Genomic DNA, 14,189 nt, shown 5'->3' on the forward strand with positions numbered 1-14,189 from the left:
CTCCAGAAACTAAATTACATAGGCACGCGTAATGTCGATCCATTGCCGCACGCGGGCTTCGGGATCGGGGTTGAGAGTGATGTCGGTGACGACTGAAACGATATCGGCTCCGACTTCAAAGACGCCGGAGGCACGCTCCACATTCATACCGCCAATGCCAACGAGCGGAATATCGCCAATGGCGGCTTTCCATTGGCTTACACGGTCCAGTCCCTGTTCATGCCATTGCATCTTCTTGAGAATGGTCGGATAGACAGGACCGAGCGCGATATAGGCAGGCTTAAGCGCCATGGCACGATCAAGTTCAGCTCTATCATGGCTGGATACGCCAAGCTTCACGCCGCTCGCGCGGATCGCATCAAGATCAGCATCATCAAGGTCTTCCTGACCGAGATGAATGAAGTCGCAGCCTTCCTCAATCGCCAGCTTCCAGTAGTCATTGATGATGAGTTGGCAATCATATCGGGCGCAGATTTCGCGAGCTGCACGAATTTCTGCGCGCAGTTGCGTGTCGTCCTTATCCTTGATGCGTAGCTGCACGAGTTTGATGCCAAGCGGTACCAAGCGCTCACACCAGCTTGCGCTGTCAAAGATCGGGTAGAACGGATCAAGGGCCATTACAAAAACGCCTTTCCGATGAGGGGAGTGGAGGGGGCTGCCATGTCGCGGGCTTCAATCGGGTCCGCTTCATAAGCGATGCGACCAGCTTCAACAGCGAGCGCAAAAGCGTGGGCGATTGCGCAAGGATCACCTGCTTTGGCAACGGCGGTGTTGATCAGCACGGCATCAAAGCCAAGTTCCATGGCGGTTGCAGCGTGCGATGGCACGCCAATACCGGCATCCACGACCAGTGGAGTATCGGGGAAATGCGCACGCATGGTTTTAAGCGCATAAGGATTGTTGAGGCCCCGACCTGAACCAATCGGCGCGCCCCATGGCATCAACACCTTGCAGCCTGCTTCGATAAGTTTTTCAGCCACCACCAGATCGTCATTCGTATAGGGAAAGACGTCAAAACCTTCATCGCAGAGAATATGGGCTGCTTCGACCAGCCCGAAAGGATCGGGCTGCAATGTGTCGTGATCGCCGATGACTTCAAGCTTGATCCAGCTGGTGCCGAAAACGTCACGCGCCATTTTTGCCGTGGTCACAGCTTCACGTGCGGTATGGCACCCGGCAGTATTGGGCAGAACCGAAACACCCAAATCTTTGATGAGCGTCCAGAAATCTTGACCGGCACGCTGGTTTCCGCTCTCGCGCCGCAGTGAAACTGTTACGATTTCCGTCTTTGAAGAGCGGACGCTGTCTGCGAGAATTGAAGGCGATGGATATTGTGCCGTTCCCAATAGCAGGCGGCTTTCAAATGTTTTCCCGTAAAATTCCAGCATCTTAGCCTCCCTGCATGGGCGCGAGCACTTCAATGCGGTCGCCTTCACCGATCAAGGTTTCTTCACGTTCGTCACCCGCAATGAATTCGCCATTGAGCGCGGTCGCCACCACGGCCTCATCCAGTTCGATTTCTGCAAGCAGGGCCAAAAGATTGGCGCTTTTGGTCTCAAAGACCGCGCCATTTAAAACGATGGTCATGCCAGGTTCTCCAGAAGTTCAGGCTGTTGTTCGGCCTCGGTTGCTGCCGCAACCGCCATGCGTGCAACCGCAGGCGAGAGCAGAAATCCGTGCCGGTAAAGCCCGTTGACATAGATTGTTTGGCCACGCTTGCGCACACGCGGCAGATTGTCGGGGAAGGCGGGGCGGGCATCGACGCCCGTTTCCAGAATTTCCGCCTCGCCAAATGCTGGATGCAGCGCATAGGCGGCGCTTAACATTTCCAGCGTTGAGCGAACGCTGATACCGCCCCTCTCATCGCTTTCGATCATGGTTGCGCCGATCATGTGGATGCCATCGCCGCGTGGCACGATGTAGAGCGGAATGCGCGGATGCAGCAGTCGCACTGGGCGTGAAAGACTGATGTCGCGGGAGCGAACCACCAGCATTTCGCCCTTCACGCCGCGCAGATCCTGCAATTGATCGCGTGCTGCCAGACCGCGCGCATCGACGGTGATATCGGTATCGATTTTGACGTCTTTCGCATCTTGACCGAGATGAAAGACGACGCCTTTCTTTTGCAGGTTTTCGGCAAGCTCGATCAGTGTATTGCGTGGGTTGAGGTGGCCTTCTTCGGCAAAGAAAAGCCCCTGCCGGAAACGGCCTGCGAGGTCTGGTTCCAGCGCACCAATCTGTTCGGAATCGATTGTGTCGAATGCTTCCGTGCGACGGGCAAAGCGGCGCAATTCAGTCGCATCGCGGGTGTGGGAGATGACGAGGGTGCCCTTGCGGTGGACCGTCGAAACATGCCGCTCCCACCAGCCAATCGCCTCTTGTCCCAACCTGACGACGGGTTCTTCCGCACTCTCGCCCTCGCACCATGGGGCGAGCATTCCGCCTGCAAACCACGAGCAACTGTCGGAACCGATTGCGGCGCTTTTCGCAATCACGGTGACGGCATGTCCCTGATCGCTAAACTCTGCAGCGCAGGCAAGGCCAGCAACGCCTGCGCCAATGATGGTCACACGCATCAGACTGTCTCCCACAAATTATGGAAGTGATGCACAGGACCATGCCCGCTGCCGACTTTAAGCTTGTCTGCGTTCTGGATCGCGCCTTGCAGATAGGCGTGGGCCTCGCGGAGTGCTTGCTCAAGAGGGAGATACTTACCAAGTCCGGCTGTAATTGCGGAAGATAGCGTACAACCCGTTCCATGCGTGTTTGCGGTGTAAATGCGGGGTGCTTCAAGCCGCATCGTTGGCTGGTCACTGCGGATCAAAAGGTCCGTACAGATTGCGCCTTCAGCATGTCCCCCTTTCATCAAGACGGTTTTAGCGCCGAGCTTTAGCAAAGCACGGCCCTGTTCCTCTACATCGTCTTCATTGGTCGCCACAGGCGTGTCGAGAAGGCAGGCAGCTTCCGGTCTGTTGGGGGTTAAAATGGCTGCAAGCGGGATCAGCTTTTCGCGCAGGATTGAAATAGCATCTTCACTCAACAAGCGATCACCCGATTTGGCGATCATCACCGGATCAAGAACGATAGGGCCGGAAAAATGCTCGAGGCTTCGCGCGATTGCCTGAATTGTCTTAGGAACCGAGACCATGCCAATCTTGACCGCAGCGACATTGAGATCGCTGAAAACCGCATCGATTTGTCCGGCGACAATTTCCGGTGGCACATCATGCACCGCCGTCACAGCACGTGTATTCTGCGCGGTGATTGCCGTGATAATGCTTGCGCCATAAACATTAAGGGCCGAAAAGGCTTTCAGGTCGGCCTGAATGCCCGCGCCGCCGCCGCTGTCAGAGCCGGCAATAGTTACGCATATGGGCACGAATGCCGCACTGCCGTTTGCTGTTGTTCGGGAGAAACTGTTTTTTTGGTCCATCATGTCGTCTCTCATTCCGAACGGAAAAATGAGACGTCATGAACCTGTTTGGAGCCTGAACTCCGATGAGGGAACTCCCTCGGCCGCGACGCGTCAAACTCCGTTCCCTACGCAGGTATTACCCGGATCAGGTTCAATGGGTTAACGCGATCAGCGTCTCTCAGCCTTTTGTGTCGCAATACCGGACGGAAAACTGCTCAGCACTTTTCCTGATATCGCTTCGAAGGCACCCCAACGAATTTTGCGTCTTTAGGCATAGGCCGGAACGGCAAGCCGGTCAAGAGACAGAGCAAAGCTCTCTGAATTCCAAATAAGATGGGCTAATTTAGCAATTCCGATAATTTGTATATAATTTGTTAAAATTATGCGCCGTAAGCTATCCACGGGATTGTTTCGTCCTGCTACAGACAGTTTGGTTTGATTCTCCAGACATGAGAACAGAGAACATCCAGTCAGGATAAGTCTGATGAGGGGACAATGATGAGGAAGCGGGAAGCCGATCAGGCTCGCTCGGATGGTGCCATGGTGCGCACCTCCGAAGAAGATTTCCGCGTTCTTTTTACAACCCATCCGACGCCGATGTGGGTTTATGATCCTGAAACGCTGCATTTCATTGTCATGAATGAAGCAGCCCAAGGGCTCTATGGCTATTCCATTGATGAAATACCCGGCATGACGGTGCTGGACATTCGCCCGCAGACCGAACGTGACAGAATGTTTGCTGCAGTGCGTGACAGGAGTGATCTGGAGCGCCCGGAGCGTTGGCAGCATCTGAAAGCCAACGGCAAGACCATCGATGTTCTGACTTACGGGCGTCAGGTAATCTTTGATGGCAAACAGGCCATCCTTGCAATTGTGCAGGATATTACCGAGCTGGAAGAAGCTAACCGGCAGGCAAATCATGTGCAATCGCTGCTCGACAGTCTCGTCAATAACCTGCCGCTTGGCGTGTTCGTCAAGGACATGAAGGATGAGGGGCGCTATCTCCTCTACAATCAGGCGGCGTCCAGCATCAGTGGGCATAAAATTGATCGGGTTGTTGGTTCGATAGATGCAGAAATCTTTCCGGTTGAGGAAGCAAAGCTTCTAGCCCAGCAGGATCGTCAGGCCATGCGCCGCGGCAATGTTTTGACGGTTGAACGTGATATCCGTTGCGCCGATGGCAAGCCGCGCCGGATGCGCATTATAAAGCGCTCGATCCCTCCGATAGAGGGCGATCAGCCGCGCTATCTTATTGGTTTGGTAGAGGATACGACAAAGCAGCGGCAGATTGAGGAACGCATGGCTCATGTTGCCATGCATGACAGTCTGACGGATTTACCTAACCGTGCCTATTTCTCACAGCATATTGCCGGGGTGTTGAAAAAGAGAGAGCGCGCTCCCGCATTCGCGCTGTTTTATCTCGACATCGATCATTTCAAGACCATCAATGACAGCAGAGGTCACCAGATTGGCGATCTGCTTCTCCAACAGGTTGCTGTTCGGCTCAAAAATATCATCAGTGATCAGTTTATCGCGCGACTTGGTGGCGATGAATTCGCCATCATTTATCATTGCGATACGGTTGAACAGATGGCCATGTTTGCCGACTGTCTCCTTTCCGCATTTCAAGATCCGTTCGATCTGGGCGATATCTCGGAATTTGTGACATGCAGTATCGGCATTGCACAGGCACCGATGCACGGTGACGATCCCGATGTGCTGATGCGAAATGCCGATCTTGCACTTTATGCCGCCAAGGCAGATGGTAGACGGACTTTCTGCTTTTATCAGCATTCTCTGCGCCTTGCCGTTGAAAAACGTCATGCTATGACGACCGACCTGCGACTGGCTTTGGCAGCGCGGCAGTTCGAGTTGCATTATCAGCCGATCTTCAATCTTGAAACTGGACACATATCCGGTTTTGAAGCCTTGCTGCGTTGGTATCATCCCCTATTGGGCATGATTTCTCCGGTCGAGTTTATTCCGATTGCCGAAGAGGCGGGACTCATCGGCCCCATCGGCGACTGGGTGCTTGGCGAGGCGTGTCGGGAGGCGGCTTCGTGGCCTGACGACATCAAGGTTTCCGTCAATCTTTCTCCGGTTCAGTTCAATCAGTGCATGTTGCTTGATTCCGTGAAGGACGCATTGCATGCAGCGCGGCTTTCTCCCGACCGTCTTGAACTGGAAATTACGGAATCGGTCTTTCTGCAAAACAGCAAGCACAATACTGAGCTGCTGTTCGAGTTACGCCAATTGGGCGTACGCATTGCCATGGATGATTTTGGCACCGGTTATTCATCGCTGAGCTATCTGCGCTCGTTTCCTTTCGACAAGATCAAGGTCGACCGGAGCTTCGTTTCCGGTATCGAAATTGATAGCCGCGATCTGGCAATCATTCAGGCTGTTGCGACGCTTGGAGCGGGCTTCAAGATTGTCACGACCGCCGAAGGGGTTGAGACGACGCAACAGCTTGAATGTCTGCGTAGACAGAATTTCGGTGAAGTGCAGGGCTTCCTCATGGGACGGCCGATGCCTGCAGCCGACGTGCCGGACTTCATTCAGACCCGCTGCGGTTCAATCCTCGTTGCGCTGCAGCCGCAGAACGAAATGGCAGTCTGAAATTCATTTCAGATTAAGGCTTGACCTTCCAACGGTGGGAAGGGTTACTTATTGTGCAACTCGTCATATCGCCCCTCAAATAGGGGCTGAAAGGGATTGCCATGAACAAGCCAGTCAAACCCGAAAACACAAGCTTTGCCATTCCCGTTGAGGGCATGAGCTGCGCGTCCTGTGTGTCTTCCATTGAGAAAGCCGTCGCGAAAGTGCCGGGCGTTGACAAGGTTCTGGTCAATCTTGCGACGGAACGCGCTGATGTAACTTTTAAAGCCGCTCCTGATATGCCTGCGGTCATCGATGCCATCCGCAAGGCTGGCTACGACGTGCCATCTGGGAGTGCCGATCTTGCCATTGAAGGCATGACCTGCGCGTCCTGCGTCAGCAAGGTTGAAAAGGCGTTGAACGCCGTTCCGGGTGTTGCGCGGGCCAGTGTCAATCTGGCGACCGAGCGTGCGCATGTAGAGCTTGCAGGTCCGGTGCCCCTCAGTGATCTTATCAAGGCTGTCGAGACTGCAGGCTATGAGGCTCGCTCGCTTGATGAAGCGCGCAGCGATGCGAAGCAGGAAACGCAATCCGACAAGCGCGATGCAGAAGCTGCAGAACTCAAGAAGAGCGTGATCCTTGCCGCAGTTCTGACGTTGCCGGTATTCATTCTTGAAATGGGGTCACATATCATTCCGGCGGTGCACATGTTCGTCATGGACACGATCGGAATGCAGAACAGCTGGTATTTCCAGTTTGTACTTACCACCATGGTGCTGTTCGGTCCCGGTATGCGCTTTTTCAAGAAAGGCATTCCGGCATTGCTGCGCGGCACACCGGACATGAATTCTCTGGTGGTGGTCGGAACGACAGCCGCATGGGGTTTTTCGGTCGTTGCAACTTTCTGGCCCGAAATTCTTCCTGAAGGCACGGTGAATGTTTACTTCGAGGCAGCCGCTGTCATCGTCACGCTGATCCTGATCGGTCGTTATCTGGAGGCGCGTGCCAAGGGTCGTACTTCCGCTGCAATCAGCCGCCTGGTCGGTTTGCAGGCAAAATCTGCGCGCGTCGTGCGCGATGGTGAGACAGTCGATGTGCCGCTCGATCATGTATTGGTCGGCGATATCGTGCAGGTGCGTCCGGGCGAAAAAGTGCCAGTGGACGGCGAGGTGATTGAGGGTTCGTCCTATGTGGATGAATCGATGATCACGGGCGAGCCGGTGCCCGTTGCCAAGGAAGAAGGAGCCGAAGTTGTCGGTGGTACGATCAACAAGACTGGCGCCTTCACGTTCCGCGCGACCAAGGTTGGCCGCGATATGGTGATCTCGCAGATCGTGCGCATGGTCGAGGATGCCCAAGCCGACAAGCTGCCTATTCAGGCGAAAGTTGATAAAGTCACCGGCTGGTTCGTGCCAGCGGTTCTGGCGGCTGCGGCGCTGACCTTCGTGGTCTGGCTGGTAATCGGCGGCACGGGCATGATGGGCTATGCGCTGGTCAATGCCATCGCCGTTGTCATCATTGCGTGCCCATGCGCCATGGGCCTTGCAACACCGACCTCAATCATGGTCGGAACGGGCCGTGCAGCCGAATTTGGTGTGCTGTTCCGTCGAGGCGATGCACTGCAAACACTGCGTGATGCCTCGGTGATCGCGGTCGATAAGACCGGCACACTGACACAGGGCAAACCTGCACTTGCACATTTTGCTGTTGTTGATGGCGTTGACAAGGATGAAGCCCTGGCCCTGGTTGCCGCGGTGGAAGCGCGTTCTGAGCATCCGATTGCCGATGCGATTGTGGCTGCAGCAAAGGAAAAGGGCCTTAAGCTTGCGGATGTCTCAGCCTTTGAATCTGTCCCGGGCTTTGGCCTGAAAGCCAGTGTTGCCGGTCATGAAGTTGCGATCGGTGCTGATCGTTATATGGTAAAGCTTGGCTTTGACGTGGCTGTTTTTGCCGATGATGCAAGTCGCCTTGGCGATGAAGGCCAGACACCGCTTTATGCAGCAATTGATGGCAAGCTTGCCGCGATCATCACCGTTGCCGATCCAATGAAGGAAACCACACCCGCAGCCATTGCAGCGATGCATGAACAGGGTTTAAAAGTGGCAATGATTACGGGCGACAACCGTCGCACGGCGCAGGCCATTGCCAAGCGTCTGGGCATTGATGAAGTGGTGGCCGAAGTATTGCCTGACGGCAAGGTCGAAGCCTTGAAGCGCCTCTCGGCAGGTGGCAAGCGTATTGCCTTTGTTGGTGATGGCATCAACGATGCGCCAGCCCTTGCTGCGGCCGATGTCGGCATTGCCATTGGTACGGGCACGGATATTGCGATTGAAAGTGCAGACGTTGTGCTGATGTCCGGTGATCTGCGTGGCGTGGTGAATGCGATTGCGATCTCGAAGGCAACGATCCGCAATATCAGCGAAAACCTGTTCTGGGCCTTTGCCTATAACGTGGCGCTGATCCCGGTTGCAGCTGGTATCCTCTATCCGTTCACCGGCACGTTGCTGTCTCCGGTTTTGGCTGCGGGAGCCATGGCGCTTTCAAGCATCTTCGTCTTGAGCAATGCTCTGCGACTGAAGGGCTTTAAGAGTCCGATGGCGAGCTGATAAAAGAAATATTGGAATAGTTACATCGGCAGTCGTGAAGGCTGCCGATTCATTAATGTGAATTTTTAGATACACGCCTCTGGATTTTTCATTTTACAGCCTATGTGGATGAACAGGCAGCTAGTGTTGCGTGGCAAAGGATTTGCTGCGACACTCTTACCCAAATCAGGCCTACCCAAATCAGAAATGCCTCGAATTCGGTTTAATCCGTGCAGCTTTCAATAGATTAACAGTCATGCACGGCGGGACTGCAGTCACTACTTGAAGGGGGTAATGTCTTGCTTGTTTCTCTTACGGCTATTGTGTTGTTACTGATTGGCCTTGTGCTCGGCGCAGCAGGGATTTATCTCGTCACGCTGGGCGGTAGTTGGGCCTTCATCATCATCGCTGTCGGCTTCCTGCTGACAGGTTTCTTCCTTCTCAAACGAAGCTCTATGGCGCTCTGGATCTATGCGTTGGTCATTTTCGGAGCGCTTGGCTGGGCTGTTTATGAAGTAGGATTCGATTGGTGGCGACTGGGTTCCACGGGCGGCATCATTGTGTTGCTAGGCCTCTGGCTCCTCACTCCATGGATCAGGAAGCCGCTCAATGGTGGTGGATTACCATTGACCATTGCGACACTCGCAGCTCTCGTTGTCGCGGGTTACTCGATGACGCAGGACCCGACCAGCATCAAGGGTGATCTGCCGACGGAAAAGGTAGCCGCAACGCCTGATCTTGGTGGCAATGTACCCGATGGCGAATGGCATCAATATGGGCGCACGCCTTACGGGCAGCGCTATTCGCCGCTTGCACAGATAACGCCTGAAAATGTCTCCAAACTGCAGGTCGCCTGGCAATACCAGACCGGCGATGTGAAACAGCCTGAAGATGTGGGCGAAACCACCTATCAGGTGACACCGCTCAAGATAGGTGACTCGCTTTTCCTCTGCACGCCGCACAATTGGGCGATTGCGCTTGATGCGGCAACGGGCAAGGAAAAGTGGAAGTTCGACCCGAAGGTTGGTTTCAATACAGACCGTCAGCATCAGACCTGCCGTGGTGTAAGCTACTGGAAGGATTCAACCGCGAGTGCTGGCGCTAAATGCTCTGAGCGTGTCTATCTGCCGACTTCGGATGCCCGTCTGATCGCGCTTGATACTGCTACCGGCGAAATCTGTACCGACTTTGCCAGTGGTGGCACGCTCGATCTCAGCCATGGGATGAAATATAACCCGGCTGGCTATTATTACTCGACCTCGCCACCAGCAGTCGTCGGCGACAAGATTATTGTCGGCGGTGCGGTCAATGACAACTATTCGACTGAAGAACAGTCGGGCGTTATCCGCGCGTTCGATATCCGCACAGGTGCGCTGCTTTGGAACTGGGATTCAGGCAATCCGGATGTAACGACACCGCTGCCGGAAGGTGAGCACTACACGACCAATTCGCCTAACAGCTGGTCGGTATTCAGCGTCGATGACAAGCTCGGCCTTGTCTATATCCCGCTTGGCAATCAGGTGCCTGATCAGCTCGGTATGGGCCGCAGCGAGAATGTCGAAAAATACTCGTCATCCATCGTGGCGCTTGACGTGAATACAGGGCAGGTGAAATGGGTTCGCCAGACCGTCCATCACGATTTGTGGGATATGGATGTTCCGGCACAACCCGTCCTGCTTGACATCAACGGTGTTCCTGCACTGGTTGGCCCGACCAAGCAGGGCGATCTCTATGTGCTCGACCGCCGCACTGGTGAGCCGATCATTCCGATCAGCGAGATTGCGGCGCCCACAGGCGCAATTCCGGAAGATCATACATCGCCCACGCAACCGATCTCTGATCTGACATTCAGCCCGCCGCCGCTTAAAGAAAGCGACATGTGGGGCGTCACATTGTTCGATCAGCTTGCCTGCCGCATTTCGTTCCATAAGCATTTCTACGAAGGGCGCTATACGCCACCTTCGCTTAAAGGCACGATTGTTTATCCGGGCAATTTCGGCGTCTTCAACTGGGGCAGTGTGGCAGTCGATCCGGTGCGTCAGGTGATGTTCGGTATGCCGACCTATCTCGCCTTTACATCGCGCCTTGTGCCACGTGCAGACATTCCACCGAAAGGTCAGGGCGAGAAGGGCAGCGAGCAGGGCCTGAACCGCAATGACGGCGCGCCTTATGGCGTCTTCATGGGACCGTTCTTAAGTCCGCTCGGCATTCCGTGTCAGTCGCCACCATGGGGCTATGTTGCGGGTGTTGATCTGCGAACCGGCAAGACGGTTTACAAACACCGCAACGGCACCATCCGCGACATGGCACCGGTTCCGCTGCCATTCAAGGTGGGTGTGCCGGGTATTGGTGGGCCGATGATCACAGCTGGTGGCATTGCCTTCTTGGGCGCTGCAGTCGATGATTATCTCCGCGCCTATAATCTCACCAATGGTGAGGTTCTGTGGGAGGCGCGCCTGCCTGCGGGCGGTCAGTCCACACCAATGACCTATACGGTTGACGATCAGCAATTCGTGCTGATGGTTGCGGGCGGTCACGGTTCGGTTGGTACCAAGCCGGGTGACTACGTGATTGCCTATACGCTGCCGAAATAAAGCGCATCCCGAAAAGTGTGAGTCGGTTTTCGGGATAAGATGCGCGTAAAAATAAACCGACAGAACACATCAAACAAAAACGCCGGGAATTTCCCGGCGTTTTGCTTTTTTGAAATGTCTCTTGTCCAAAGAGCGTTTCAAACTTTTCCGTGCAGCAACTCGCCCTTCCGAGGCGCAGGACGCCCAGGCTTTTGTACGCTATGGGTGGCAAGTTCTTGAATAATCGGACAGTCGGGACGGTTATTGCCCTGGCAATTATGAGCGAGATGGCGCAGTGTATCGGCCATATTCTGCAGCTGCCTCATCTTGGCTTCGAGGTCTTCGACATGCTGAAGTGCGACCTTCTTTACATCGGCAGATGCGCGGTTGCGATCGCGCCAAAGTGCCAGCAGTTCCTTGATCTGTTCGACCTGAAATCCGAGATCGCGGCTTGAGCGGATGAAACGCAGCGTTTCGACATCATTCTGCGTATAGACGCGATAGCCCGAGCTGGTTCTGTCGGCAGCCTCGATAAGCCCGATGGTTTCATAATGGCGGATCATTTTCGCCGATATGCCCGATGCTTTGGCGGCTTGCCCGATATTCATCCCGTTCCTCGCGGTTTCCTGATTTCACAAGATATAGGGATGGCAAGGCTTTATTCAAAGAGCCTTGCAGGCATGTATTATACGATTGTTATTCTAAAAGGCCGGATTATTGCCGCTTGACAAAAGTTGCGTACGAAAGAGGCCTCTCCTGCCAGATGTCTGACAGGAGGGACAGTTTCAAAATGCGCAATCAGGCAGAGAAGTAGTTCTGCGTGCCGTGCGCCTCGATGGCCTGTGCGAGACGTTCCAGTGCATGAACATAGGCGGCCGAGCGAACAGTTACGTTGTGCTGCTTGGCATGGTTCCAGATGGCGCGGCCTTCGCGTTCCATGATGACCTTCAGGCGCTCATGGATTTCTTCAAGCGTCCAGTAATAGCCCTGACGGTTCTGCACCCATTCGAAATAGGAAACCGTCACGCCACCGGCATTGGCCAGAATATCCGGCAGAACGATAACGCCCTTTTCCTCCAGGATTTTGTCGGCTTCTGGCGTCACAGGACCGTTTGCCAGCTCAACAATCAGTTTGCTCTGGATGGATGCAGCATTGTCGACATGGATCATGTTTTCCATGGCGCTTGGTGCCAGAACATCGCAATCAACAGCAAGCAGTTCATCAGCGCTGATCGCCTCATGGCCCTTGTTGCCGGCGGTGGAAACAACCGACTTGCCCTGTTCTTTTGCAGCCAGCAGCAGATCGAGATCAAGACCATTCGCGCAATAAACAGCGCCCGACGAATCCGATACGGCTACAATCTTGTGGCCGTCGCTGGCCATAAGTTTCGCAAAGAACTGACCGGCATTGCCGAAACCCTGAACCGTGACGCGGAGCTGTGCAGCGAGGCCGAGGTCGTGAGCCAAATGGCGAACCAGATAGAAGCCGCCGCGTGCAGTGGCATCGTTACGACCCAGCGAGCCGCCCAGCGCCAATGGCTTGCCGGTAATCACGGCAGGTGAGGATTGGCCGACGATCTGTGAGTATTCGTCTGCCATCCAGCCCATGATCATGGAATTGGTATAGACGTCTGGTGCCGGAATATCACGGTCCGGGCCGATGATACCGGAGAAAGCCTGAATATAGGCACGCGAAAGGCGCTCAAGTTCCGCCTTTGAAAGCTTGCGGGGATCGACCTGGATTGCACCCTTGCCGCCGCCATAAGGCAGGTTCATGACCGCGCATTTGAAAGTCATCCAGAAAGCGAGCGTTTCAACTTCTTCAGCGGTTGATTCGGGATGATAGCGAATGCCGCCCTTGGTTGGTCCGCGGGTGTCGTCATAACGGCAGCGCCATGCAAGAAAGGATTTCCGCGAACCGTCGTCCATGCGGATCATCAACCGCACCTTCATGGTTTCACGAGCGTATTTCAGCTTTTCGATAACATCCGGATCAATATTGATGTGGCTTGCGGCTTCATCCAGACGAACGAGCGCGCTTTCGAGTAGATTTTCCCTAGTCACGAAATCACCTTTCTTGCGTTTAAGTTTTTTTAAATGCGATTTTGCGCAAGTCTGGGTATCTGTTCACGCAATAAAAGGAAAGAGAAAAGGACAATATTATTGTCCTATCTCAAAGATATGTTTTGGACTTTTTCTAAAATTACTTGTTGCTAATATAATGAGGCGGATACAAATGCAGCATTCAGCCCTGCTTCAAAAATCCACGCTCAACACCTTCCGCGATAATCCGCTGTGCAGCTTCCCAAAGCGTATCAGATGCGTGGGAAATCGGTGACTTCCGGTCAAGCACCACAGGCGCAGTTACGCCGGGCGTATGCCAGGTGCCGCCACTTGTGAAGAAATTGTGCAGGAGTGGTTGCAGCCGATCCATCGCGCGAGCGAACTGCGCTTCTGCCGTTTTGCGTGCCTCGAACTCATCCCAAAGGGCGCGGAATTCCAGCGCCTGATCGTCGGGCAGAATGCCGAATATCCGGGTGGCTGCCTGTATTTCACGCTCTTCCTGGTCGAGCGCTCCCGCGTCGTCATAGATAAAGGTGTCGCCTGCATCGATTTCCACGATGTCGTGGATGATCAGCATCTTGAGCACGCGCAGCAGATCAACTTTTTCATTCGCATGTTCCTGCAGAACCATCGCCATGAGCACCAGTTCCCAGGTGTGCTCGGCATCGTTCTCGCGGCGCGACCCATCCAGAAGCGGTGTCCGCCGCATCACCTGCTTCAGCTTTTCGACTTCAAGAATGAACTGGAACTGCTGCCGCAGTCTGGCATTCGGCACGAGATTTGCAAATTCGCTTTCAGGTAGATCGAGCGGCTTAAGCGGCAATGTGTCGGTCATCGGGAAATCCAGTCAAAGTTGATGCGGTGCGTTCAAATTCACTCCACTACTGTCTGGCTATGGGAACAATTGCAACTTCTGACGGGAATAAGCGAGCATGTCGCGAAATGGTGCTAATG

General features: G+C 54.4%; 11 protein-coding genes and 1 riboswitch. Of the genes, 3 read left to right on the forward strand and 8 right to left on the reverse strand.

Annotation, left to right across the window (positions count from 1 at the left end; genetic code table 11):
- Nucleotides 1–9: 9 nt before the first annotated feature.
- Genes CEV33_RS15805 through thiD form a run of 5 tightly spaced genes read right to left on the reverse strand, consistent with a single transcriptional unit; the run spans nt 10 to nt 3,433 of the window.
- On the reverse strand, nt 10–618 hold the full coding sequence (locus CEV33_RS15805; protein WP_094541361.1) for a thiamine phosphate synthase: 609 nt from the start codon (nt 616–618) through the stop codon (nt 10–12).
- On the reverse strand, nt 618–1,388 hold the full coding sequence (locus CEV33_RS15810) for a thiazole synthase (RefSeq protein WP_094541362.1): 771 nt from the start codon (nt 1,386–1,388) through the stop codon (nt 618–620). The genes CEV33_RS15805 and CEV33_RS15810 overlap by 1 nt, the downstream gene beginning before the upstream one ends.
- 1 nt (nt 1,389) lies before the next feature.
- Nucleotides 1,390–1,587: a sulfur carrier protein ThiS gene (thiS, locus tag CEV33_RS15815; protein ID WP_094541363.1), complete on the reverse strand. Its 198-nt coding sequence runs from the start codon at nt 1,585–1,587 to the stop codon at nt 1,390–1,392.
- A complete protein-coding gene (gene thiO / locus CEV33_RS15820; RefSeq protein ID WP_094541364.1) occupies nt 1,584–2,576 on the reverse strand; it encodes a glycine oxidase ThiO in 993 nt (330 codons plus the stop codon). The genes thiS and thiO overlap by 4 nt, the downstream gene beginning before the upstream one ends.
- On the reverse strand, nt 2,576–3,433 hold the full coding sequence (gene thiD / locus CEV33_RS15825) for a bifunctional hydroxymethylpyrimidine kinase/phosphomethylpyrimidine kinase (protein WP_094541749.1): 858 nt from the start codon (nt 3,431–3,433) through the stop codon (nt 2,576–2,578). Before thiD ends, thiO begins: the two co-directional genes overlap by 1 nt.
- Nucleotides 3,434–3,520: 87 nt before the next feature.
- Nucleotides 3,521–3,677: riboswitch (TPP riboswitch) on the reverse strand.
- Nucleotides 3,678–3,913: 236 nt separating this feature from the next.
- On the opposite strand from thiD, the gene CEV33_RS15830 reads away from it, so the two are divergent.
- The 3 genes from CEV33_RS15830 to CEV33_RS15840 all read left to right on the forward strand — a co-directional run bounded on the left by CEV33_RS15830 (nt 3,914) and on the right by CEV33_RS15840 (nt 11,192).
- Nucleotides 3,914–6,034, forward strand: coding sequence for a putative bifunctional diguanylate cyclase/phosphodiesterase (locus tag CEV33_RS15830; protein ID WP_094541750.1), 2,121 nt, complete (start codon nt 3,914–3,916; stop codon nt 6,032–6,034).
- A gap of 101 nt (nt 6,035–6,135) precedes the next feature.
- Entirely contained in the window at nt 6,136–8,619 is a 2,484-nt protein-coding gene (locus CEV33_RS15835) for a heavy metal translocating P-type ATPase (RefSeq protein WP_094541365.1), read from the forward strand.
- A gap of 278 nt (nt 8,620–8,897) precedes the next feature.
- Nucleotides 8,898–11,192 (forward strand): glucose/quinate/shikimate family membrane-bound PQQ-dependent dehydrogenase, encoded by a 2,295-nt coding sequence (locus CEV33_RS15840; RefSeq protein WP_094541366.1) that lies wholly within the window; start codon nt 8,898–8,900, stop codon nt 11,190–11,192.
- 137 nt (nt 11,193–11,329) lie between these two features.
- On the opposite strand, the gene cueR is transcribed toward CEV33_RS15840, so the two are convergent.
- From cueR to CEV33_RS15855, 3 genes are all read right to left on the reverse strand, one after another.
- Complete coding sequence (gene cueR / locus CEV33_RS15845) at nt 11,330–11,779, reverse strand: Cu(I)-responsive transcriptional regulator (RefSeq protein WP_094541367.1); 450 nt, start codon at nt 11,777–11,779, stop codon at nt 11,330–11,332.
- Nucleotides 11,780–11,969: 190 nt separating this feature from the next.
- Complete coding sequence (locus tag CEV33_RS15850) at nt 11,970–13,235, reverse strand: Glu/Leu/Phe/Val family dehydrogenase (RefSeq protein WP_094541368.1); 1,266 nt, start codon at nt 13,233–13,235, stop codon at nt 11,970–11,972.
- Nucleotides 13,236–13,416: 181 nt separating this feature from the next.
- On the reverse strand, nt 13,417–14,070 hold the full coding sequence (locus CEV33_RS15855) for an HD domain-containing protein (protein ID WP_208620208.1): 654 nt from the start codon (nt 14,068–14,070) through the stop codon (nt 13,417–13,419).
- Nucleotides 14,071–14,189 lie beyond the last annotated feature (119 nt).

It is taken from the genome of Brucella grignonensis, from assembly GCF_002252505.1.
Taxonomy (GTDB): Bacteria; Pseudomonadota; Alphaproteobacteria; order Rhizobiales; family Rhizobiaceae; genus Brucella; species Brucella grignonensis.